The sequence below is a fragment of the Paraburkholderia phenoliruptrix genome, assembly GCF_019511605.1.
Taxonomy (GTDB): domain Bacteria; phylum Pseudomonadota; class Gammaproteobacteria; order Burkholderiales; family Burkholderiaceae; genus Paraburkholderia; species Paraburkholderia phenoliruptrix_A.
Genome location: NZ_JAEUAV010000007.1, coordinates 77038 through 98086 on the forward strand (window position 1 = coordinate 77038; position 21049 = coordinate 98086).

Sequence of the window (21049 nt, forward strand, 5' to 3'; positions counted from 1 at the left end):
GAACGGCGCGGCACTTGGGCACGAGTGCGGGTGCGTTCAGTTTGTCGTCAGCAAGAGTGCTACACGTTGTAGTGACAGACACACAGTATGTGCAGAACAGGGGTGGGACTATGAACACCATGCTTTATCCGGAACTTTATAAATCGCTCGAATCCGTTCGATGGGACATGGAGAAAGACATTCCCTGGGACAAGTTCGATCCGTCGCTCCTGACCGACGAGCAGGCCGCGACCATCAAGATGAACGCGATCACCGAATGGTCGGCATTGCCCGCCACCGAAATGTTTCTCCGCGACAACCATCACGACAGCGATTTTTCCGCGTTCATGAGCGTGTGGTTCTTCGAAGAGCAGAAGCATTCGCTGGTGCTCATGGAATACCTGCGCCGCTTCAAGCCCGAAATGTGCCCCACTGAAGAAGAGCTGCACGCTGTGCGCTTCGAGTTCGACCCGGCGCCCCCGCTCGAAACGCTGATGCTGCATTTCTGCGGCGAGATCCGCCTGAATCACTGGTATCGCCGTGCTGCCGAATGGCACACCGAGCCGGTCATCAAGCACATCTACGAAACCATTTCGCGCGACGAAGCGCGGCATGGCGGCGCCTATCTGCGCTACATGAAGAAAGCGATGGTGCAAACCGGCGACATCGCGCGCGCGGCGTTTGCGAAGATCGGCGTGCTGATGGCGTCGGCGCGCCGTACCGAAAAGCCGCTGCATCCCACCAATCTGCACGTGAATCAGGCGCTCTTTCCGCGCGACACGATCCAGTCGCGTCTGCCCGATCCGGAATGGCTCGAGCGTTGGCTCGACGAGCAGATCCGCTTCGACGACGGTTGGGAAAAGAAGGTGGTCGAGCGGATTCTGCACAACCTGTCGCTGCTGTTCGAGCGCACGTTCACCACGGCGCAGGAACTGAACCGCTATCGCAAGGAAGTGGTGGCGCGGCTGCAGGCCGAGCAGAATTCAGCCGGGCAGCCGGCTTGACTGAGGTCTCGTAAATTGCGGTTCGCGGTTGCGGGCATGTTGCAAACCCCGCGCCGCCATTCGTTGAATGCTTCGAAACGGCCCGGCAAGTGTAAGCTTGACGGGCCTTTCTGTTGATACAGCTCGCGCAGTCTTGCGACTACGCTTCTCCGGTTTTCTTCAAGTCCCTCATGGCTGCCATTTTCGAACGCAAGATTCTCACGCGCGACGCACTTGTCGCGCTGCGCCCCTCGCTGAAGGCGCCCGTTGTGTTTACAAACGGTGTATTCGACATTCTGCATCGCGGACACGTGACCTATCTCGCCGATGCCAAAGCCGAAGGCGCCTGTCTCATCGTCGGCGTGAATAGCGACGCTTCGGTGCGCATGCTGGGCAAGGGCGACGACCGGCCGATCAACAACGAAGCCGACCGCATGGCGCTGCTCGCAGCGCTCGAAAGCGTCGATTATGTGGTTTGCTTCGGTGAGAAAACGCCGGTGGACCTCATTTCGGCGCTGCGCCCGGACGTGCTCGTTAAGGGCGGCGACTACGATATGGATGCACTGCCGGAGTCGGCCATCGTGCGCGGCTGGGGCGGCAAGGCGTTAGCGATTCCGTTCGAGCACGACCGCTCGACTACCGCGCTGCTCAGGAAGGTTCGCACGCACGGCTGAATGCCGGGCGCGCGGGCTAGCGCCGCTTTATTGCGGCAATGCCGACGCAGCAATCGGCGCCGCCGGTGCGGGCGCGCCGACCACCGCCTGATCTCCCGCCTCGGCGGCGGTGATGGGGCGCACCTTGAGCCAGTCGGCGTGGACTTCGCGGCTCAGGTGATTCGGCTCACGTCCGCTCGCCGTGGGTGTCGGACCGAACACGCCGCGTACCGCGACGAATGCCAGAAGGTTGGCCAGAAACAAGATGGCAATCAGCCAGCGCAGCATTGTTTTGTTTTCCCATCCATAAGTTGATCCGTCGCCATCCGTTCGATCGCGTGCTTCGTCTGGCGCCGGCATGATAATCGACCGCGACGACAAGATGCAGCGGCGCCTCAGGCGCCTTGATCCGCTGCCTGCTCCGAGGCGATCAGCGCGAGCCCGGACAAGACCAGTGAATCGTGGCGAGTATGGGGCACTTTCAGCGCGCCCGCCACTTCGTCTGCCGCGCCGCCGCCGACCACGAGGCGCACCGGCACCTGCCATTCATCCTGCAGATCGCGCCATGTCCGCTCGACGAACCCCGCTTGCGCAAGCGTGCAACCCGCGGATAGCGAACGCCGCGTATCGGTCGCGAAGAAGGGACCGCGCGGCGCGGGTTCTGTCGGGTTACCCGTGCCAGGCGCGCGGCGCATGTCAAACGGGGCGGCACTAACGCTGGCGCTTTCCGTGCCGTCAGTCGCACCGGATGTACCGTTGCCGCCAGTCTCAGTCACACCCGCAGCGCCAACGCCGCCGCCATTCCCGGCATGGCCACCGCTTCCACTCCTGCCAAGAAGTCCGCGCGCAGCATTGGCGTCGAGCGTCGGCAATTGCGCCGTGTGCTCGCCGAGCGACCGCATCATCAGACTCCAGCCCGGCGCAATGAGTCCGCCGACGAAGCAGCCGTCCGCGCGCAACGCCTCGAGCGTGGTCGCAGTGCCGAAGGTGGCGATCAGCAGATGCTCGCCGGGAAACGCTGCGTGTGCGCCGATCATGCCGGCCCAGCGGTCGCTGCCGAGCGCATGCGGTGTCGTGTAGCTGTTGGTCACGCCGCATTGCCGCTCGCGCGCGCGGATCGTGGTCAGCGGCACACCGGGCCACTGTGCGTGGACAAGGGCCGCGATTCGCGCAGCCGCCGCGTCGCCGGCAACATTGGACAACCACGCGCTGCAAGGCGCCGGCAAACTCGCCCACTGAGCGGTTGTCTCAGCGGCCCACTCACCCGAATCGCTTTCGCCATGCGCGAGCGCCCCGGCCGCGAGATGCGTGCCGTTCGCCGCCACCATCGCCCATTTAACGCGGCTATTGCCCGCGTCGATCAGAAGACGAGGCGCGCCGCTCGTCATGCGGCACCGTCGGCAAGACGCAGCGAGACGTCGCCGGTCGCAACGCTTTGCCGGCCGGCGGCGGTATCGAGCAGCAACTGGCCACGCTCGTCGACGCCCGCAGCCACTCCGCGCGTAACTTCCTCACCTTGTTCGAGCAGCACCACCTCGCGGCCCGCGTAGGCATGCATCGCGTTCCAGCGCGCCTGGAAAGGCGCGAAACCTTCCGCGCCAAAACGCTGCAAGGCGGGCTCGAGCGCGTTCAGTTCGGCGGCGAGGGTATCGGTGAGATTGGCATTCGGCAGCGCGCGCTGCAGCGCGGTCGGCGCCGTGCCGCGCGCCTGCGGCGGCGCGTCGGCGGTGAGCGCGCCGATTTTCGCCGCAAGCTCGTCGGCGCCTTTCACATTGGTGCCGATGCCGATCACCACTGCGCTCGCGTGCTCCGTGCTCCACGCGGTTTCGATCAGAATGCCGGCGAGCTTGTCGCCTTCGAGCAGCACGTCGTTCGGCCACTTCAGCGCGATCTGGCCAGGGCCGGCGACAGGCAGCGAGCGCAGTCCGTCAACGAGCGCGACGCCCACCGCGAGGCTCAGTCCCGCAAGCCCTTCGAGCGGACGCGGCAGCACGCAGGCGACCGAGAAGAGCAGCGCATTGCCCGGCTCCGCATACCACGGACGGCCGCGCCGGCCACGCCCGGCGGTTTGCAGGTAAGCGACCCGCACGATAGGGCGGGGCAGCGCGCCGGCGCGGCGCGGCAGCGCTTTCACGCGGGCCATCAGGTCGGCATTGGTCGAGCCGGTTTCCTCGACGATTTCAATCGGCCAGTCATGCGCGTGCGCGCCGAACAGCGTGACGGCGCGTTCACGGTCGATGCGCCAGTCGGCTGCTTGGGCGCCAGTGGCCGGAGCTTGGGGCGGAGTGCGGGAAGCGTTCATGCTCCGTATTGTAGCGACAGCCCACCGCGCGAGGCCGCCTGCACGGTCGATTCACTGCGCCTTCGTTACAATGGCCGCTAATCCGATAACCAGATTGCAACGATCCTTGAACTACGACACTCCGCCCGGCCTCGAAGTCGCGGCCGGCAGCCAAGGCAAGATCGTCCGGCTCTCGGGCCAGTGGACGGCGCTCGCGCTCGCGCGCGACCGCGCAACCGGGCACGTGATCCCGCAGTTGCGCTCGCTCGAGGGCGCCGAAGGCATCGGCCAATGGGACCTGTCGCGTATCGACCGGATGGACCACGTGGGAGGCCAGGCGCTGTGGCGCGTGTGGGGCCACAGAATGCCGCCCGACACAGAGCTCACCGCCACGCAGCGCGACATTTTCGAGCGCATCGCGTTGCTCGACACGGTGCGCGAAACCGCTGAACCCGTGGTCAGGTTCGATCCGCTCACGCGGCTCGGGCTCGGCATCTTTTCGTTTTTCGAGCATCTGTATGGCGGCGTGGCGATGCTTGGGCGCGTGGTGCTCGACCTGCTCGCAATCGCGCGCAAGCCGGCCATCACGCCGTGGACCGAAATCTCGGCCAACATCTACAACGCCGGCACGAGAGCGCTGCCGATCACCGCGCTCGTCGCATTCCTGATCGGCATCGTGCTGAGCTACCTGTCCGCGCAGCAATTGCGGCTCTTTGGCGCGAATCAGTACATCGTGAATATTCTCGGGCTTTCGGTGATCCGCGAACTCGGGCCGGTGCTTTCGGCGATTCTCGTGGCGGGCCGCTCGGGCTCGGCAATCACCGCGCAGATCGGCGTGATGCGCGTGACCGAGGAGCTCGACGCCATGCGCGTGATGGGCATTCCGCACGGCCTGCGGCTCATTTTGCCGCGCGTGGTCGCGCTCGGCGTGGCCATGCCGCTGCTCGTCATGTGGACCAACATCATTGCGTTGACGGGCGGCGCGGTCGCCGCGAAGATCGTGCTTGGCATCGACATGAGCTACTTCGCACGCGCGCTGCCGGGTGTGGTGCCTGTCGCGAATCTGTGGATCGGGCTCGGCAAGGGCGTCGCCTTCGGCATGCTGATCGCGATTGTCGGCTGCCACTTCGGCTTTCGCATCAAGGCCAATTCCCAGAGCCTCGGCGAAGGCACGACGACCTCGGTCGTCACGTCGATTACGATCGTGATTCTCGCGGACGCCGTGTTCGCAATCCTCTTTCAGGACGTGGGACTCGGATGATCGCGCCGCTCACACAGGCCGTGCGCGGCCAGCCGATGCCTTCTATCGCCGAACCGGTGATCGAGGTGATCGACGTCACCAAGCGCTATGGCCGCCACATCGTGCATCAGCATCTGAACCTCGACGTGCGGCGCGGCGAAATCGTGTCGATCGTCGGCGGTTCGGGCGCCGGAAAGACCACGCTCGTGAGGCAGATTCTCGGGCTCGAGCGGCCCTCGTCGGGAACCATCAAGCTGTTCGGCGAGGACCTCGCGACCATCTCGCCCGAAACCGCGCTGCTTATGCGCAGCCGCTCGGGCATGCTGTTTCAGCGCGGGGCGCTGTTCTCGTCGCTGTCGGTCTTCGACAACGTCGCGCAGCCGGTGCGCGAGCTCGGCAAGGTGCCGGAGGATCTGCTGCGCGACATCGTCATGCTGAAGCTGGAGATGGTCGGCCTGCCGTGCAAGCACGCGTCGAAAATGCCCTCGGCGTTATCGGGCGGCATGATCAAACGCGTCGGCATTGCGCGCGCCATTGCGCTCGAACCGGAACTGCTGTTTCTCGACGAACCGACCGCCGGCCTCGATCCTCAGGCGTCCGACGAGTTCGTCGAGCTGATCTCGGCACTGCATCGCGCGCTCGGTCTGACAGTCGTGATGGTCACGCACGATCTCGACACGATGGTGGCGTTGTCCACGCGCGTGGCGGTGCTGGCGGATCGCAAGGTGCTGGTCGCCGCACCGGTGGAGGAGGCCGCGGGCGTCGATCATCCTTTCATTCGCGAATATTTTCTCGGCTTGCGCGGGCGGCGCGCACTGCAGGCGCTGCCGCCCGAACGGCGCGCGAAGCTGCCGCACGCGGCGCTCGAGCCGGCGTCGTCGGCATTGTCGCTGTAGCTCACGGCCGTCAATCAGGGAACCCGGTAATGGAAAACAAATCACATGCGTTCTGGGCAGGGCTCTTCACGATCGTCCTGCTCGCGGCGATTGCCACGGCGGCATTTTTGTTCAATGTCGACCGCGCCGTGCGCGTGCCGTACGATCTGATTGCGCGCACCAACGTAACGGGCCTTTTTAGCGACGCGGCGGTGCGCTATCGCGGGCTCGACGTCGGCAAGGTGCAGTCCATCAAGTTCGATCGCGACCATCCGGGTCAGATCGTGATCCGCATTCTGGTCGACACGCACGCGCCGATCACGCATTCCACCTACGGCAGCCTTGGCTTCCAGGGCGTCACGGGCATTGCGTTCATCCAGCTTGACGATACGGGGCACGATCCGTCGCCGCTGCCTTCGTCGGCGAAGCAGGTCGCGCAGTTGCCGATGCGCCCGGGTCTGCTCGATCAGTTGCAGCAACGCGGCGACGTGCTGCTGAAGAAACTCGAAAGGGTCACGGACGACGTCGACAATCTGCTGTCGAAGGACATGGTCGATCAGTTGCACGGCACGGCGGCGAGCATCCAGAAGGCCGCTGACGGCGTGGCCACGCTCACGCAGCAGATGGCGCCCGCGGCCGGCAAGCTGCCCGCCACGATCGACAAGCTGGACAGCACGCTCGCCTCGACCAACCAGTTGATCACGAGCCTGAACCGTCCGGACGGGCCGTTCGAGAGCAACCTGAACAAGGTCGGCACGGCCGCGCAGCAGGCGGGCGACGCGCTCACGGCGATGAACGGCTCGTTGCAGGAGCTGTCGGCGCGAGTCGGTTACGACACGTTGCCGCGCGTCAATTCGCTTGCCGAAGACGTGCGCTCGGCCGCGCGCTCGGTGGACCGCGCCGCCGATACGTTCAGCACCAGCCCGCGCAGCGTGCTGTTCGGCGCGCCGGCGGCGGCACCCGGGCCGGGCGAGGCCGGTTTCACGTGGCCCGCGCCGCACGCTGCGAAGTGAATCCGAACAAGTGAATCAGAAGGATTGAAGAAAGGAAGATTGTCATGTCACGCTCCATTCGCCGGTTGTTGTCCTCGCGCGTCACACGTGCGAGCGCGGCGTGCGCGGCGCTCGCCGCCGTCGGTCTACTGGTTGCCGGCTGCACGAGCACACCGGCCGCCCTGTCGGACATCCGTTATGACTTCGGCCCGCCGAAGCCCGCAACCCCGGCGGGAATGCAGCCGACCGTGAAGGTGCTGGACGTGAGCGCCCCCGAAGCCCTGCAGTCCGACAAGCTCGTCTACCGGCTCGGCTATGCGGACTCGCAGCAGGTCGCCGCGTACGCGAACAGCCACTGGACAATGCCGCCCTCGGTGCTGCTCACGCAGCGTCTGCGCGGCGCGTTGAGTTCGCGCGGCACCGTGCTGACGGGTGCAGACGGCGTGGCCGCGCCCGTGCTGAAAATCGAATTGAGCGAGTTCGAGCAGGTTTTCGACAGTCAGTCGCAAAGCCATGCGGCGGTCACCGCGCGCGCCACGCTGATGCAGAACGGCAAGCTGATCGGCCAGCGCACGTTCATCTCGCGTGCGCCGTCCCGTTCCGCCGACGCAGCCGGCGGCGCCCAGGCACTTGCCGCGGCCAGCGACGACCTCGTCGCGCAAATCGGCGCCTGGCTCGGCGTGCAGGCGCTGGTCGCCGCGCAATGACGGGCGCGCAGCGCACGCAACGGGGCGCTGCATGAGCGAACGATCGTGGTTGCGCCGTCCTTCGGTGCTTTCGCGCCAGGCGCTGCTGTTGTACACCGCGCTGATCGTCTACGGATCGTGGTATCCGTTCATGGGCTGGCGCTCGCTCGGCCTCGGGCCCCTCGCGTTCCTTTCCGATCCGATGCCGCAGTACCTGACGGCGTTCGACGTCGTCACCAATGTGCTCGGCTATATGCCGTTCGGCGCGCTCATGGTGCTCGCGCTCTACCCGCGCTGGCGCGGGCCGCTCGCGGTCGCGCTGGCGTTCGTGCTGGGCGGGCTGCTGTCGGGCCTGATGGAAGCCGTGCAAACCTATCTGCCGACGCGCGTCGCCTCCAACCTCGATCTGGCCGCCAATGCGCTCGGCGCGCTGCTCGGCGCGGCAATCATGTCGCCTGCCACGGGCGCGCTGCTCGACCGCGGCTTGTTGCGGCGCTTGCGGCTCATGTGGTTCGAGCGCGACAGCGCGGCGCTGGCGTGTCTCGTGGCCGCGTGGCCGTTTGCGACGATGTATCCGTCGCCGCGCCTGCTCGGACTCGGCAACTGGCCGCGCGCGCTGTGGGCGCGCTTCGACTCCACCACACAGGACGCGCTGTTTTCATGGGCGCCGGCGGCCTGGCACGTCGGCGCCTGGCCGGCCTGGGTCGCCGCGTGGTTGCCGGAGGACGCGTGGGAAGCGCTCATCACGACGCTCAATCTGTTCGCCGCACTTGCGCTCGCGTCCTTGTCGGTGCGCCGCCATGCGCCGCGCGTGCGGCTGTTGCTGCTCTTTAGCGTCGCGACGCTGGGCGTGAAGGCGGGCGCGACGTTTCTGCAATCGCAATCGGGCCTCGCGTTCGACTGGGCGACGCCGGGCGGTCTGGCGGGCCTCGGCTGCGGCGCGCTGCTCGGGCTCGCCGCGCTGCGTTTGCGGCGCAGCGCGCGGGCGGCGCTCGCGGCCGCTGCACTGGTCGTCACGCTGGTGCTCGTGAACCTGCTGCCGGTGAATCCTTATTTCGATGTGGTGCTGGCCGACTGGCGGCAAGGGCGCTATCTGCACTTCAACGGACTCGCGCGCTGGCTTGCGTGGGTGTGGCCGTATGCGGCGCTCGTGTGGCTCGCGTTTGTCGTCGAGCGGGTGTGGCTCGGGCGGCGCACGCGGCGCGCGTGAGCCGGCGAGCCGCAGCCCCATCGCTCGCGCGCGCATCCGCGAAAACATCGCGCTGCTGCGCCAAACCGCGTTCTGCTGCACTATTGCCCTTCTGACAGCCTTCCCCCTTAGATCATGGACTCGTTCTACAAATATCACGTCTTCTTTTGCCTGAATCAGCGCGAGCCTGGCGCGGAGCGCCCAAGCTGCGCGAACTGCAACGCGCAGGCCATGCAGGAGCACGCGAAAAAGCGCGTAAAGAAACTCGGTCTGGCGGGCCCCGGCCAGGTGCGCATCAACAAGGCGGGTTGTCTCGACCGCTGCGAGCTTGGCCCGGCGCTGGTGGTCTATCCCGAAGGCGTCTGGTACACGTATGTGGATGAAAGCGATATCGACGAGATCGTCGACTCGCATCTCGCGAACGGCAAGATCGTCGAGCGTCTGAAAATCGATCAATAAGCGCCACCATGAACGTACATACGAAGAAGTACCTGATTGACGGCTCGGTCGGCAAGATCGAGGTCGCGCTCGACCTGCCGGACGAGGCGCGCGAAAACGGCGCCGCGCCGCGCGGCATTGCACTCGTCGCGCATCCGCATCCGCTCTTTGGCGGCACGATGGACAACAAGGTCGCGCAGACGCTCGCGCGCACGCTCGTGCAGTTGAACTACATAACGTACCGCTCGAACTTTCGCGGCGTAGGGCAAACGCAAGGCGAGCACGATGCGGGCATCGGCGAGCGCGACGATTTGCGCGCGGTGCTCGACCATATGCGCGCACAGCCGGGCCAGGGCGATCTGCCGCTCGTGCTGGCGGGCTTTTCGTTCGGCACCTTCGTGCTGTCGCACGTGGCAGCGAAGCTGCGCGACGAAGGCGGGCAGATAGAGCGCATGGTGTTCGTCGGCACGGCCGCGAGCCGCTGGGAAGTCGCGCCGGTGCCCGAAAACACGCTGGTGATTCACGGCGAGACGGACGACACGGTTCCCATTCAATCGGTTTACGACTGGGCGCGGCCGCAGGAATTGCCTGTCGTGGTGATTCCGGGCGCCGAGCATTTCCTGCATCGCAAGCTGCACGTCCTGAAGCGGATCATCGTCGACGCATGGCGTTGACCGGATGGGCCGAATCTCGATTTGCGCGGGACAGGTAGGCAAAAACTCACCATTAATTGCCCGCCGTTACGCGAAGTTGCGAGAGTAGCGCGCGTATAATGGGCGCTCTTTTTTGGGCGCAGCACGGCCATGCCGGCAGTTCGCGCGACGCGTAGCCTCTTTTCACGCGCGCAGCGGTGCCGGTTGCAGGCGTGCTGCGTGAACCGATCGCGTGGCCGGAAGTCCAACGGGCGCCCGAGCCGTTACGCCTCATATCGTGGCGGCCAGACGTTCGCCGACCGGCTCTCCCAACTCTGCGCTCTCGCGCGTGGTATTTTTCTGCACGAACCGACCCTATGCGTTTTTCCACCTCCGGCCGCCTGTCTTTTCCTTCTGTTGCATCTCTCGTTCCCTCCACGTTAAGCCGCGCAATTGCGCTTGGCGTCGTGCTGCCCGCCACGCTCGTGAGCAGCGCCGCGTTCGCGCAAGTGCCGCCGCCGGCGGTGAATGCGCGTTCGTGGGTGCTGGTCGACGCGACCAGCAATCAGGTTCTTGCATCGGGCAATCCGGACGAGCGCGTGGAACCGGCATCGCTCACCAAGCTGATGACCGCGTATCTCGTCTTCGAAGCGCTCCAGACGAAGAAAATCACGATGGACCAGACGGTGACGCCGGGCGAAGCGGTGCGCCGCGTGCGTACCGACGAATCGCGCATGTTCATCGAGGCGAACAAGCCTGTCACCGTGCACGATCTGGTGTACGGCATGATCGTCCAGTCGGGCAACGACGCCGCCATTGCGCTCGCCGAACTGGTGGGCGGCAGCGAGGCGCAGTTCGTCAACATGATGAACACGGAGGCCCAGCGCCTCGGCATGACGCATACGCATTTCGCCGACGTGAACGGCATGCCCGACCCGCAGCACTACACGACCGCGGGCGACCTGGCCGTGTTGTCGGCGCGCCTGATTCGCGACTTCCCTGACTACTACAACATCTTCTCGGTCAAGGAATTCACGTACAACAAGATCAAGCAGCCGAATCGCAACCGTCTGTTGTGGATCGACCCGACGGTGGATGGCCTGAAGACCGGCCATACGCAAGCTGCCGGCTACTGCCTGATCGCGAGCGCGAAGCGTTCGCTGCCGGGCACGCCGGACGCGTCGCGCCGCCTCGTCTCCGTGATGATGGGCGAGACGAAGGAGCACGACCGCGTGCAGGACAGCCTGAAGATGCTGAACTACGGCTACTCCGCGTACGACACGGTGCGCCTGTACAAGGCGAGCCAGGTGGTCGGCACGCCGCGCGTCTATAAGGGCTCGCAGGACACCGTGCAGATCGGCGTGAAGAGCGATCAGTACATTACCGTGCCGAAGGGCATGGCCGACAAGGTGAAGCCGCAGATCGAGCAGATCGATCCGCTCATCGCGCCAATCGCCAACGGCCAGCAGGTCGGCACGTCGAAGCTCGTGGCCGACGGCAAGGTGCTCGCGCAGTTCCCGGTGGTCGCTTTGCAGGCGGTGCCGCAAGCCGGCATTGTCGGCCGCGTGTGGGATTCGCTGATGCTCATGTTCAACAAGAAAAAATAAGCACCCATTTCGATGACCGCTCTTTCCGATGTTTCGCTCGAACCCATCGTTTATCTGAACGGCGAAGTGGTGCCGTTGTCCGAAGCGCGCGTGCCGGTGCTCGACCGCGGCTTTATTTTCGGCGACGGCATTTACGAAGTCGCGCCGCTGTACGCGCATGCGGGCGGCCGCACGGCTTTCCGCTTTGAACAGCACCTCGCGCGCCTCGCGCGTTCGCTCGACAAGATCGGCATTGCGAATCCGCTCGACAATGCCGGCTGGCGTGCGCTGATCGAGCGCGTATGCGCGGCGAACGAAGCCGAGGCCGGCCTGGCCGCCGACCAGGACGCGATCGCTTACATTCAGGTCACGCGCGGCGTTGCAAAGCGCGCTCACGCGTTTCCCGCAGGCGTTCAGCCTACGGTGTTCGTGATGGTCACGCCGCTCAATCTGCCGAACGCCGCGCAGCGCGCGCAAGGCGTGCGGTGTATGAGCGCGGAAGATCGCCGCTGGCTTCACTGCGACATCAAGTCGGTCTCGCTGCTCGGCAATGTGCTGATGGCGCAATACGCGGCTGAAAACGACGCCTTCGAGACCATCCAGTTCCGCGATGGCTTGTTGACCGAAGGGTCGTCGTCGAATGTGTGGGTGGTGAAGGACGGCGTGCTGGCCGCGCCGCCGCGCAGCCACAAGATTCTGGAAGGCATTCGCTACGGGCTGATCGAGGAGCTCGCTGCCGAATGCGGCATTCGCTTTGAAGTGCGCGAAATTGCCGAGGCCGAGGTGCGCGCGGCGGACGAAATCGTGATCAGCTCGGCCACCAAGGAAGTGCTGCCCGTCACCCGGCTCGACGACCAGCCGGTCGGCGACGGCAAGCCGGGCGCGGTGTTTGCGGCGCTTTACGCGGCGTATCAGCGAGCCAAGGCAAGAGAAGCCCAGGCGGCAAACCAGGCGTGAGAGGCGCGGCAAGGAGCAACAAATGAATCCGGCAGACGAATCACTAATTGAGTACCCCTGCGATTTTCCGATCAAGATCATGGGTAAATCGCACCCGGAGTTTGCCGAGACAATCGTCACGGTGGTCCGGCAATTCGACAGCGAAGTCGACGCCTCGCGCGTCGAATCGCGTCCGTCCAGCGGCGGCAATTACACCGGTCTGACCGTGACGGTGCGCGCCATCAGCCGCGCGCAGCTCGACGATATTTACCGCGCGCTCACCGGGCATCCGATGGTCAAGGTGGTGCTGTAGCGCACCGAGTCGGTCACGTTACGGCGCGGCGCGCAACGCGTGCGCCGTGCTGCCGGGGCTGGCTGCGCCAGCCGCGTCCACCTTGGCGGGCGAAGTCGACGAGCTGGTCGAACCCGCCGCCGAACCCGCCGAACCCGCCGAACCCGCCGAACCCGCCGAACCCGCCGAACCCGCCGAACCGGCCGAACCGGCCGCCGGTCCCGCCTCGCAGGCCCGCTCGAAAAGCTGCTTGAACCGCCCCACCTCCGCAAACACCCAGTCGCGAAATGCTTTCACTTTGGCGGTTTCCAGCATGTGCGGCGGGCAGATGAAGTAGTACTGCCACGGGCTCGGCCCATCCACGTTGAAAAGCCGTACTAGCCGCCCCGCCGCAATCTCGTGCATGGCGAGCGAGCGGCGCGTGAGCGCGATTCCCTGACCGTCGATTGCCGCCTGCAGCAGATTCGACGAATCCTGATACAGCACGCCGCGCTTGGGCTCCGTCCAGTCGGTGAGCCCCGCCGCGTCGAACCACGGGCGCCACAGTTCGTCGTCCGAGCGCAGCAGCGGCAGGTGGGCGAGCTCGGCCGGCGTGGCGGGCAGCTTGCCGCCGTTGAAGGTCGGTGCGCACGCGGGGAAGAAGATTTCCTCCAGCAGCAGTTCAGAGTGCAGCCCCGCATATTTCCCGTAGCCGAAGCGGATCGCCACGTCCACGTCGTCACGCGCGAAGTCCGTCAGCGCGTTGGTGGACAGTAATTCGAGGTCCCATTGCGGATGCGCCTCGATAAAGCTGCCGACGCGCGGCGTGACCCAACGCGCCGCAAACGACGACAGCATCGACACCACCAGCCGCCGCTCGCGGTCGCCCGCGCGCAATTCGCGCGTGGCGTCGCACAGCGCGGCGAGCGCGGCGCGCACCTGGTTTGCATAGCGCCGGCCTGTTTCGGTAAGACGCACGCGTTTGCCGTCGCGCGCGAACAACGCGACCCCAAGCTCGGCCTCCAGCGCACGAATCTGATGACTGACCGCGCCGTGAGTGACGAAAAGCTCGTCCGCGGCGCGCGAAAAGCTCTCGTGGCGGGCGGCCGCTTCGAAGGCCTTGATCGCATTCAAGGGCGGAAGGTGGCGAAGCTCCATCGCAATTTTTCTCACATAGAGGTGAAAATTGATCGTTTTGCACGAACCCTTGCTGCGCCTACGATTGTAGCCATGAAACGACTTTTGGCGAGGGCATCATGCGAGAAGTTTCCTCTAGCATTGCGTACGAAATTCACAGCGGCGAAACGCTGCCCCTGAAAGTGGCGCGCAGCACGAAGCTGGTCGTGCGTGGCGGCGCGGTGTGGGTGACCCGCAGCGACGACACCGAAGACTACTGGCTGCAACCGGGACAAACCATGCGGCTGCGGCGCGGCGAGCGCCTGTGGCTGAGCGCCGAAGGCACGCCCCGCGCGACGGTGGCGTTTTCAGTGCCGACTCGTTGCGACGAGCGCGCGCTCAACTGGTTCGCGCGCATGGGCGAGCGGTTCGGGGCGTGGCTGCGCGGAGGCTGGCGCACAGTGTGACGACCGCCGGGCGCGGCGCCGGGTGTCGGGCCGCGCTTTCGGCGCGCCGCGCTCCAGGTCTTTGCTGCGCGGCGACTTCCGGCGAGGATTGCCGGATTTGGGTAAACTGCCGGGATCATGTCCGCCTCTGCCGTCTCACCCTCTCCATTGCCCGCTGCGGCGCCACTCGAGCTGCGCTGGCGCGGCAGCGAACCCTACGAAGCCAGTTTCGAAGCGATGCGAGCGTTCACGGACGCGCGCACCGCCGCAACGCCCGACGAAATCTGGCTGGTCGAGCATCCGCCCGTCTTCACGCTTGGCCAGGCCGGCGATCCGGCCCACCTGCTGGCCGCGGACAGCGGCATCCCTCTCGTGAAAGTGGACCGTGGCGGCCAGATCACGTATCACGGCCCCGGCCAGGTGGTGGCCTATCTGCTGCTGGATTTGCGGCGCCGCAAACTGATGGTCCGCGAGATGGTCACGCGGATCGAGCAGGCCGTGATCGACACCCTGGCGGCGTATAATCTCGCCGGAGAACGCAAGGCGGGCGCGCCCGGCATTTACGTTTCGGCGGGACCGCAGGCCGGCCTGCACGCCGGTGCGAAAATCGCCGCGCTCGGTCTGAAGATTCGCAACGGCTGCAGCTATCACGGCGTGAGCCTGAACGTGAACATGGACTTGCGGCCGTTTCTGGCCATCAACCCTTGCGGCTACGCGGGTCTCGAAACAGTCGACATGGCAACGCTCGGCGTTGCGGCCGGCTGGGACGACGTGGCCCGCACCCTTGCCGAATGCCTCACCGCAAACCTCGACGGCAGTCCCGCGGCCGTCGCCCAACCGCAGGCCGGTGCGCTCACCGCCTGACTGGATCGAACGAATGACTGACGTTACCGCGAACCTCGCAGCTTCTCCCGCGCCCGAAGGCGTGCCGGCATCCGCTGCGGCCTACGACGCCACCGCGAAGCAGAAGGCGCAAGCCAAAACCGCCCGCATTCCCATCAAGATCGTTCCGATCGAAAAGCTGAAGAAGCCGGATTGGATTCGCGTCAAGGCGGCAACCGGCAACTCGCGCTTCTACGAAATCAAGCAGATTCTGCGCGAGCACAACCTGCATACCGTGTGCGAGGAAGCGAGCTGCCCGAATATCGGCGAATGTTTCGGCAAGGGCACGGCGACCTTCATGATCATGGGCGACAAGTGCACGCGGCGCTGCCCGTTCTGCGACGTCGGGCATGGCCGTCCCGATCCGCTGGATCCGGAAGAACCGGCGAACCTCGCCCGCACCATTGCCGCGCTGAAGCTCAAGTACGTGGTGATCACGAGCGTGGACCGCGACGATCTGCGCGACGGCGGCGCGGCGCACTTCGTGGAATGCATCCGTCAGACGCGCGAGCTCTCGCCTGATACGCGCATTGAAATTCTCACGCCGGATTTTCGTGGCCGCCTGGATCGCGCGCTCGGCATTCTGAATGCCGCCCCGCCCGACGTGATGAACCACAATCTCGAAACCGTGCCGCGTCTGTACAAGGAAGCACGGCCGGGTTCGGACTACGCGCATTCGCTGAAGCTGTTGAAGGACTTCAAGGCGCTGCATCCGGACGTGGCCACCAAGTCGGGCCTGATGGTGGGCCTCGGCGAAACGGAAGAAGAGATTCTCCAGGTCATGCGCGATCTGCGCGAGCACGATGTGGACATGCTTACCATCGGCCAGTATTTGCAGCCTTCGGAGCACCATCTGCCGGTGCGCTCGTACGTGCACCCGGACACCTTCAAGATGTATGAGGAAGAAGCCTACAAGATGGGCTTTACCCACGCAGCGGTGGGCGCGATGGTGCGCTCGAGCTACCACGCTGACCTGCAGGCACATGGAGCCGGCGTGGTCTGAGCACGAGGCTTCGCTTCCTTGGCGACAGAAAAAAGCCCGCACAGTGTGCGGGCTTTTTTTCGATGGAGGAAATCAGCAGCCGCTAGTTGCCGTGGCGTGTCGCCGCAACATCATGCGCTGCTGCAAAATGGCATGCAGACCATTCAGCGCGGGCTTTGAGCAGTGAGCCGGTCCGCCGCCGCGGCCGTGTAGACGCCCGCATACCTACAGGCCCCCGCGCGCCTCGCAAAAAAGTTCGATGACCGGCCAGCCCCGCTCGTTGGCAAGCGCACGCAGACGTGCATCCGGGTTGGTCGCGACTGGATGCGTGACGCGTTCGAGCAAGGGGACGTCGTTGATCGAATCGCTATAGAACCAGCTTTGCGGAAAGTCCTCCAACCGGTGACCTAGCGAAGCCAGCCAGCTCTCGGTGCGGGTGATTTTGCCTTCGCGGAAAGTCGGCACGCCAACCGCGGCGCCCGTGTAGCGCGCAAGCGGATCGCCGCCCTCGGTATCCAGTTCGATGCCAAGAAGATGCTCGAAGCCGAGCGCCTTGCCGATCGGCGCGGTCACGAACACATTCGTTGCGGTCACGATGCAGCACAAGTCGCCCGCGTCCATGTGACGCCGCACCAGCTCGCGTGCGGCCGGCAGGATGGCGGGCGCAATCACTTCCCGCATGAAGCGCGCGTGCCATTCGTCGAGCTGTTCGCGGGTATGGCGCGCGAGCGGCGCCAGTGTGCGGTCCAGATAGGCGGCCATGTCCAGCGTGCCCGCCACGTATTGCCGGTAATACTCGTCAATGTCCTGTGCATGCCGCGCAGCACCTTCAATTCCGAGGCCCGCGACAAAATGAGCCCATGCCTGGTCGCTGTCGAGCGGCAGCAACGTGTGGTCTAGGTCGAACAGCGCGAGATTGCGGCTCATCCAGTTGTCCTCGTGATCGAATGCCAAGGGGTTAGCTAATCGCTGCATGAGCGCCCTGCAAGCGGCATATGGCCATTGGGGCGAGCAACAGACGAGCAACAGGCGCGCTGCGTGCTTGTAGAAAGCATCACGCCTGCACAGACGCAGAGTCGCGCCACACTCAATGTTCGTTGGCGAGCGTATATTTAAATGCACAAAATTACAATAAGGCAAAAATATGCAACACTACTGTCATACGCCCCGGGTGCCCTGCGCGGCATGCGGTTTTACGCCAGCAAAGAACGAATGCGCAGTGCCTTATGTTGATTCTCCTTAACCTTCTGGCCAGTGTGGCACTGCTCGTGTGGGGCTCGCATATCGTGCGCACGGGCATTCTTCGCGTACTCGGTGCCGATTTGCGCAGCGTGCTGGGGCGCAGCACGCGCAACCGTTGGCGGGCGTTTGTCTCGGGCGTCGGCGTCACGAGTCTCGTGCAAAGCAGCAACGCCACGGCGGTGATTCTCACGTCGTTCGCCGCGCAAGGACTCCTGCCGCTCACCAGCGGGCTTGCCATCATGCTCGGTGCGGACGTCGGCACGGCGCTCATGGCGCGCGTCCTCACGCTCGACCTGTCATGGCTTTCGCCCCTGCTCATTCTGTTCGGCGTGCCGCTCTTCCTGTCGCGCAAGCAAACGCGCGTCGGCCAGGCCGGCCGTACGCTGATCGGTCTCGGGCTGATCCTCCTCGCGCTGCATCTGATTGTCGAAGCCGCCCAGCCGATGATGCAAGGCGCCGGCGTGCGCGTCATGTTCGGCGCATTGACCGGCGACACGATGCTCGACGCGCTGGTGGGCGCAGCCTTCGCGATCCTCTCGTATTCGAGTCTCGCGGCCGTGCTGCTTGCGGCCACGCTTGCATCGTCGGGCGTGATTTCGTTGAAGGTGGCGCTGTGTCTCGTGATCGGCGCGAATCTCGGCAGCGGACTGGTCGCATTGCTCGGCGCGGCCGCGCAGAATGCGGCGGCGCGGCGGCTCGCACTCGGCAGCTTTACGTTCAAGCTGGCGGGCGCATTGCTGATCCTGCCGTTCGCGTCGCTGCTCGCGAGCTGGCTGCCGGTGCTGATTGCCAATCCGCGCGAAGCCACGGTGGGCTTTCACCTGATCTACAACACGCTGCGTTGCGGCGTATGCCTGTCGTTGATCGATCCGATGGCGCGCATCTGCGAACGCGTGTTGCGGGACCGGCCGATGCCGAACGGCGAGCTTCGGCCGCTGCATCTGGACTCCGCCGCGCTCTCCACGCCCACGCTCGCACTCGCCAATGCCGCGCGCGAGGTGCTGCGAATCGGCGACATTGTGCGCACCATGCTCGATAACGTTGCCGAGCTGATCCATCACAACCATCTGGACAAGGCGCGCGAAACCGTACGCATGGACGACGACGTTGACGAACTCTACGCCGCGGTCAAGAACTACCTCACATTGATTTCGCGCGAGCAACTGGACGAAGCAGACAGCCGCCGCTGGACCGACATCATTTCGCTCACCATCAACCTGGAGCATGCGGGCGACATCATCGAGCGCATTGTCGGCAATATCGAGGAAAAGAAGATTGCGCACCGCCTGTCGTTTTCCGAAGAAGGCCTGGGCGAGCTGGACGACCTGCAGGCGCGGCTCGTGAGCAATCTGCAACTCGGTCTGTCCGTATTCCTGAACAACGACCTGCGTTGCGCCGAGCGGCTGCTCGCGGAGAAAGAGCGCTTTCGCGACCTGGAGCGCGCGTATTCGTACCGGCATCTGGATCGCCTCGCCGGCCAGACGCTGCGCAGCATCGAAACGAGCGCGCTGCATCTCGATCTGATCAGCGACATGAAGCGGCTCAATTCGCTTTTCTGCTCGACCGCTTACCCCGTGCTGGATGCCGCGGGCGCGTTGCATGACACCCGCTTGCGCAAGCGCGCGCTCGACACCATGCATGTGAAGGAATGACTGCCGCTAAGTCGGCAGGTGGCGCGCCATTGCGCAACGCCTTGCGCTTTACGCTAGGCCAGCACCACTTCATCCAGCTTCTTTTTCAGTGCGGTGAAATCCGCTGCGTCGGCGGCTCTCTTGTTGGTGACGAGCACGTCGATGCGCTCTACCGGGCAATACGAAATCCGGCTGCGCTGACCAATCTTGCTGTAGTCGGCGAGAATCGCCACACGGTCCGCATTCGCGACCATTGCGCGCGCTACCTCGGTCTCCGCGTGATCGTAATTGGTCGCGCCATGCCGGTGATCGACGCCCACCGGCGACAGCAGCGCAAGGTCGGCCCGATAGCGCTGAATGTCGAGCACCGTAGTGGCGCCGGTGGTCGCCATCGCGCGGTCGCTGATCGTGCCGCCTAGCAGAATCACTTCGTTGGCGGCTTCTGTCTGCTCCGTTGCACCGCGCAGTTTCAACGCGACGTCGATTGAATTCGTGACAATGGTCAGGTTAGCGAGCTTGGCCAGTTCTTCGGCGAGCGCGGCGGTGGTGGTGCCTGCGTCGATGAACAGCGTCTGCCCGCTCGCAATCAGTCCGGTTGCCGCCTTCGCAATCGCCGTTTTGGATTTGACGCGCATCTGCGCGCGCTCGGCAATTGGCGCTTCGTCGGCCGGCCGGATAGCGCCGCCATGCACGCGGCGCAATTCACCGAGCGCTTCGAGATCGAGCAGGTCGCGCCGCACCGTTTCGCGCGACACGCCGAGGTCCGCCATGATGCGCTCGGTGGATACCCGATGCAGCGTCGACAATAACGCGCGTATTCTCTGATGACGGTCTTCCTGCCACATGCATTTTCCTTGTAGGCGAAGGCGCTCGCACGACGTGTGTTAACCAGTGACATCGTGGCCACGAATGTGTGTCGGGACGATGTCAAGCGTACTACTTCAGCCGGATTGTGTTGTATTTTTTTGGTAGCTTGCAAGTTTGTGTATTTGAATTTAGCCTTCGCAAATCGAAGTGGCGCCTGATTCGAACATCGAATGTTCGAACGCAAAGTCGATCTGTGCTTTCGCGCATTTTGATGGCGCTTTTTGACAAGACCGCAGGCATCGGCGCATCACGAATGCGCTTTATCTGAGTGAAAGGTGACGGCACGTGGCAAACGGGATCGATCGCGCAACGCCTGCAGACTGGCCCTATCCGCGGCTCGTTGCGCACCGCTGCGGCGGCACGCTCGCGCCGGAGAACACGCTTGCCGGCTTTGACGCCTGCGTGCGCTACGGCTACCGCATGGTCGAGTTCGACGCCAAGCTCTCCTCAGACAATCAACTGTTCCTGCTGCACGACGATACGCTGGAGCGCACCACCAACGGGTACGGTGCAGCGGCGGTGTACAGCTGGGCGCAGCTCGCGTTGCTGGACGCAGGCGCGTGGTACGGGCCGCAATTCGCGGGCACACGTCTGCCCACGCTTGCCGACGCAGCCGCGCGTTGCGCGCGCGAAGGCATTGCGGCAAACATTGAAATCAAGCCGTGCCCGGGCCGCGACGAGATCACCGGCCGGCTGGTCGCAAGCACCGCGCTCGAGTTGTGGCAAGGCCAGACGCCGCCGCTCCTGTCGTCGTTCTCGTTCGAGGCGTTAGCGGCCGCGCGCGACGCGGCGCCTTCATTGCGGCGCGGCATGCTGTTCGAGGAGGTGCCTGCGGACTGGCTGCGCATCGTGCGCGAACTGGACTGCGTGTCCTTGCACGCAAGCCACCGTTACCTGACCGAACCGCTCGTCGCCGAAATCCGTGCGGCCGGCCTGCACGTACTTGCCTATACGGTGAACGACCCGGCGCGTGCGCAATTGCTTGCGAAATGGGGCGTCGACATGATTTGTACAGATCGCATCGATAAGCTGCAGCACGACATGCTTTAAACGCCGCAACCGGCGCGGGCATGGCATGGGCTCGCGAGGACGCACGGACCACTGCACGCAGGCGCACACGAGCGCGCGCGAGCGCAGACACG

General features: G+C 64.8%; 23 protein-coding genes. 17 read left to right on the forward strand and 6 right to left on the reverse strand.

The window, feature by feature from the left end:
- Positions 1 to 110 precede the first annotated feature (110 nt).
- Together JNB89_RS12020 and rfaE2 are read left to right on the forward strand one after the other, a co-directional pair.
- Complete coding sequence (locus JNB89_RS12020; protein ID WP_013337867.1) at positions 111 to 983, forward strand: ferritin; 873 nt, start codon at positions 111 to 113, stop codon at positions 981 to 983.
- A gap of 170 nt (positions 984 to 1153) precedes the next feature.
- Positions 1154 to 1636 carry a D-glycero-beta-D-manno-heptose 1-phosphate adenylyltransferase gene (rfaE2, locus tag JNB89_RS12025; RefSeq protein ID WP_218742022.1) on the forward strand — a complete coding sequence of 161 codons (483 nt, stop codon included), beginning with the start codon at positions 1154 to 1156 and terminating at the stop codon, positions 1634 to 1636.
- A 27-nt stretch (positions 1637 to 1663) separates the two neighbouring features.
- Here the strand turns inward: rfaE2 and JNB89_RS12030 are convergent, their stop codons facing one another.
- From JNB89_RS12030 to JNB89_RS12045, 3 genes are all read right to left on the reverse strand, one after another.
- On the reverse strand, positions 1664 to 1903 hold the full coding sequence (locus JNB89_RS12030; protein WP_013337869.1) for a hypothetical protein: 240 nt from the start codon (positions 1901 to 1903) through the stop codon (positions 1664 to 1666).
- Positions 1904 to 2010: 107 nt separating this feature from the next.
- Positions 2011 to 3003, reverse strand: a complete 993-nt coding sequence (locus tag JNB89_RS31025) for a type III pantothenate kinase (RefSeq protein ID WP_223216736.1) — start codon at positions 3001 to 3003, stop codon at positions 2011 to 2013.
- Positions 3000 to 3917 (reverse strand): biotin--[acetyl-CoA-carboxylase] ligase, encoded by a 918-nt coding sequence (locus tag JNB89_RS12045; protein WP_013337871.1) that lies wholly within the window; start codon positions 3915 to 3917, stop codon positions 3000 to 3002. Before JNB89_RS12045 ends, JNB89_RS31025 begins: the two co-directional genes overlap by 4 nt.
- Positions 3918 to 4023: 106 nt before the next feature.
- Here JNB89_RS12045 and JNB89_RS12050 point away from each other — a divergent pair, with 106 nt between their 5' ends.
- The 10 genes from JNB89_RS12050 (at position 4024) to JNB89_RS12095 (ending at position 12783) form a co-directional block, all read left to right on the forward strand.
- Positions 4024 to 5157, forward strand: coding sequence for an MlaE family ABC transporter permease (locus tag JNB89_RS12050; RefSeq protein ID WP_220362336.1), 1134 nt, complete (start codon positions 4024 to 4026; stop codon positions 5155 to 5157).
- Positions 5154 to 6032, forward strand: coding sequence for an ABC transporter ATP-binding protein (locus JNB89_RS12055; RefSeq protein ID WP_135892357.1), 879 nt, complete (start codon positions 5154 to 5156; stop codon positions 6030 to 6032). The genes JNB89_RS12050 and JNB89_RS12055 overlap by 4 nt, the downstream gene beginning before the upstream one ends.
- A 29-nt stretch (positions 6033 to 6061) precedes the next feature.
- Complete coding sequence (locus JNB89_RS12060; protein ID WP_013337874.1) at positions 6062 to 7024, forward strand: MlaD family protein; 963 nt, start codon at positions 6062 to 6064, stop codon at positions 7022 to 7024.
- A 44-nt stretch (positions 7025 to 7068) separates the two neighbouring features.
- On the forward strand, positions 7069 to 7710 hold the full coding sequence (locus JNB89_RS12065) for an ABC-type transport auxiliary lipoprotein family protein (RefSeq protein WP_218742021.1): 642 nt from the start codon (positions 7069 to 7071) through the stop codon (positions 7708 to 7710).
- Between the two features lie 31 nt (positions 7711 to 7741).
- Entirely contained in the window at positions 7742 to 8899 is a 1158-nt protein-coding gene (locus JNB89_RS12070; RefSeq protein WP_220362337.1) for a VanZ family protein, read from the forward strand.
- Between the two features lie 114 nt (positions 8900 to 9013).
- Positions 9014 to 9337, forward strand: a complete 324-nt coding sequence (locus JNB89_RS12075; protein WP_013337877.1) for a (2Fe-2S) ferredoxin domain-containing protein — start codon at positions 9014 to 9016, stop codon at positions 9335 to 9337.
- An 8-nt stretch (positions 9338 to 9345) separates the two neighbouring features.
- Complete coding sequence (locus JNB89_RS12080) at positions 9346 to 9990, forward strand: alpha/beta hydrolase (protein WP_220362338.1); 645 nt, start codon at positions 9346 to 9348, stop codon at positions 9988 to 9990.
- A 335-nt stretch (positions 9991 to 10325) separates the two neighbouring features.
- Complete coding sequence (locus JNB89_RS12085) at positions 10326 to 11555, forward strand: D-alanyl-D-alanine carboxypeptidase family protein (protein WP_220362339.1); 1230 nt, start codon at positions 10326 to 10328, stop codon at positions 11553 to 11555.
- Positions 11556 to 11567: 12 nt separating this feature from the next.
- Positions 11568 to 12491: a D-amino acid aminotransferase gene (locus JNB89_RS12090; RefSeq protein ID WP_220362340.1), complete on the forward strand. Its 924-nt coding sequence runs from the start codon at positions 11568 to 11570 to the stop codon at positions 12489 to 12491.
- Positions 12492 to 12513: 22 nt separating this feature from the next.
- On the forward strand, positions 12514 to 12783 hold the full coding sequence (locus JNB89_RS12095) for an HP0495 family protein (RefSeq protein WP_220362341.1): 270 nt from the start codon (positions 12514 to 12516) through the stop codon (positions 12781 to 12783).
- Positions 12784 to 12801: 18 nt separating this feature from the next.
- On the opposite strand, the gene JNB89_RS12100 is transcribed toward JNB89_RS12095, so the two are convergent.
- The gene (locus tag JNB89_RS12100) at positions 12802 to 13899 is read right to left on the reverse strand and encodes a transcriptional regulator GcvA (protein WP_220362342.1); all 1098 of its coding nucleotides are present in this window, start codon (positions 13897 to 13899) and stop codon (positions 12802 to 12804) included.
- A gap of 98 nt (positions 13900 to 13997) precedes the next feature.
- Between JNB89_RS12100 and JNB89_RS12105 the strand changes: the two genes are divergently transcribed.
- The 3 genes from JNB89_RS12105 to lipA all read left to right on the forward strand — a co-directional run bounded on the left by JNB89_RS12105 (position 13998) and on the right by lipA (position 16188).
- Positions 13998 to 14324 (forward strand): DUF2917 domain-containing protein, encoded by a 327-nt coding sequence (locus JNB89_RS12105; RefSeq protein WP_220362343.1) that lies wholly within the window; start codon positions 13998 to 14000, stop codon positions 14322 to 14324.
- A 117-nt stretch (positions 14325 to 14441) separates the two neighbouring features.
- The gene (gene lipB / locus JNB89_RS12110; protein ID WP_013337884.1) at positions 14442 to 15167 is read left to right on the forward strand and encodes a lipoyl(octanoyl) transferase LipB; all 726 of its coding nucleotides are present in this window, start codon (positions 14442 to 14444) and stop codon (positions 15165 to 15167) included.
- A 13-nt stretch (positions 15168 to 15180) separates the two neighbouring features.
- Positions 15181 to 16188 carry a lipoyl synthase gene (gene lipA / locus JNB89_RS12115; RefSeq protein WP_013337885.1) on the forward strand — a complete coding sequence of 336 codons (1008 nt, stop codon included), beginning with the start codon at positions 15181 to 15183 and terminating at the stop codon, positions 16186 to 16188.
- 204 nt (positions 16189 to 16392) lie between these two features.
- On the opposite strand, the gene JNB89_RS12120 is transcribed toward lipA, so the two are convergent.
- On the reverse strand, positions 16393 to 17094 hold the full coding sequence (locus tag JNB89_RS12120) for an HAD family hydrolase (RefSeq protein ID WP_220362409.1): 702 nt from the start codon (positions 17092 to 17094) through the stop codon (positions 16393 to 16395).
- Between the two features lie 299 nt (positions 17095 to 17393).
- Here JNB89_RS12120 and JNB89_RS12125 point away from each other — a divergent pair, with 299 nt between their 5' ends.
- The gene (locus JNB89_RS12125) at positions 17394 to 19061 is read left to right on the forward strand and encodes a Na/Pi cotransporter family protein (RefSeq protein ID WP_013337887.1); all 1668 of its coding nucleotides are present in this window, start codon (positions 17394 to 17396) and stop codon (positions 19059 to 19061) included.
- 53 nt (positions 19062 to 19114) lie between these two features.
- On the opposite strand, the gene JNB89_RS12130 is transcribed toward JNB89_RS12125, so the two are convergent.
- Entirely contained in the window at positions 19115 to 19885 is a 771-nt protein-coding gene (locus JNB89_RS12130; protein WP_013337888.1) for a DeoR/GlpR family DNA-binding transcription regulator, read from the reverse strand.
- A 307-nt stretch (positions 19886 to 20192) separates the two neighbouring features.
- On the opposite strand from JNB89_RS12130, the gene ugpQ reads away from it, so the two are divergent.
- Positions 20193 to 20957: a glycerophosphodiester phosphodiesterase gene (ugpQ, locus tag JNB89_RS12135; RefSeq protein WP_220362344.1), complete on the forward strand. Its 765-nt coding sequence runs from the start codon at positions 20193 to 20195 to the stop codon at positions 20955 to 20957.
- Positions 20958 to 21049 lie beyond the last annotated feature (92 nt).

Coding starts and splice junctions, on each gene's coding strand:
- JNB89_RS12090 (WP_220362340.1), top strand. CDS start 11,568: ATGACCGCTCTTTCCGATGTTTCGCTCGAACCCATCGTTTATCTGAAC.
- JNB89_RS12105 (WP_220362343.1), top strand. CDS start 13,998: ATGCGAGAAGTTTCCTCTAGCATTGCGTACGAAATTCACAGCGGCGAA.
- JNB89_RS12095 (WP_220362341.1), top strand. CDS start 12,514: ATGAATCCGGCAGACGAATCACTAATTGAGTACCCCTGCGATTTTCCG.
- JNB89_RS12120 (WP_220362409.1), bottom strand. CDS start 17,094: ATGAGCCGCAATCTCGCGCTGTTCGACCTAGACCACACGTTGCTGCCG.
- JNB89_RS12100 (WP_220362342.1), bottom strand. CDS start 13,899: ATGGAGCTTCGCCACCTTCCGCCCTTGAATGCGATCAAGGCCTTCGAA.
- JNB89_RS31025 (WP_223216736.1), bottom strand. CDS start 3,003: ATGACGAGCGGCGCGCCTCGTCTTCTGATCGACGCGGGCAATAGCCGC.
- JNB89_RS12075 (WP_013337877.1), top strand. CDS start 9,014: ATGGACTCGTTCTACAAATATCACGTCTTCTTTTGCCTGAATCAGCGC.
- lipA (WP_013337885.1), top strand. CDS start 15,181: ATGACTGACGTTACCGCGAACCTCGCAGCTTCTCCCGCGCCCGAAGGC.
- JNB89_RS12080 (WP_220362338.1), top strand. CDS start 9,346: ATGAACGTACATACGAAGAAGTACCTGATTGACGGCTCGGTCGGCAAG.
- rfaE2 (WP_218742022.1), top strand. CDS start 1,154: ATGGCTGCCATTTTCGAACGCAAGATTCTCACGCGCGACGCACTTGTC.
- JNB89_RS12065 (WP_218742021.1), top strand. CDS start 7,069: ATGTCACGCTCCATTCGCCGGTTGTTGTCCTCGCGCGTCACACGTGCG.
- JNB89_RS12085 (WP_220362339.1), top strand. CDS start 10,326: ATGCGTTTTTCCACCTCCGGCCGCCTGTCTTTTCCTTCTGTTGCATCT.
- JNB89_RS12070 (WP_220362337.1), top strand. CDS start 7,742: ATGAGCGAACGATCGTGGTTGCGCCGTCCTTCGGTGCTTTCGCGCCAG.
- JNB89_RS12060 (WP_013337874.1), top strand. CDS start 6,062: ATGGAAAACAAATCACATGCGTTCTGGGCAGGGCTCTTCACGATCGTC.
- lipB (WP_013337884.1), top strand. CDS start 14,442: ATGTCCGCCTCTGCCGTCTCACCCTCTCCATTGCCCGCTGCGGCGCCA.
- JNB89_RS12125 (WP_013337887.1), top strand. CDS start 17,394: ATGTTGATTCTCCTTAACCTTCTGGCCAGTGTGGCACTGCTCGTGTGG.
- JNB89_RS12045 (WP_013337871.1), bottom strand. CDS start 3,917: ATGAACGCTTCCCGCACTCCGCCCCAAGCTCCGGCCACTGGCGCCCAA.
- JNB89_RS12030 (WP_013337869.1), bottom strand. CDS start 1,903: ATGCTGCGCTGGCTGATTGCCATCTTGTTTCTGGCCAACCTTCTGGCA.
- JNB89_RS12130 (WP_013337888.1), bottom strand. CDS start 19,885: ATGTGGCAGGAAGACCGTCATCAGAGAATACGCGCGTTATTGTCGACG.
- JNB89_RS12055 (WP_135892357.1), top strand. CDS start 5,154: ATGATCGCGCCGCTCACACAGGCCGTGCGCGGCCAGCCGATGCCTTCT.
- JNB89_RS12020 (WP_013337867.1), top strand. CDS start 111: ATGAACACCATGCTTTATCCGGAACTTTATAAATCGCTCGAATCCGTT.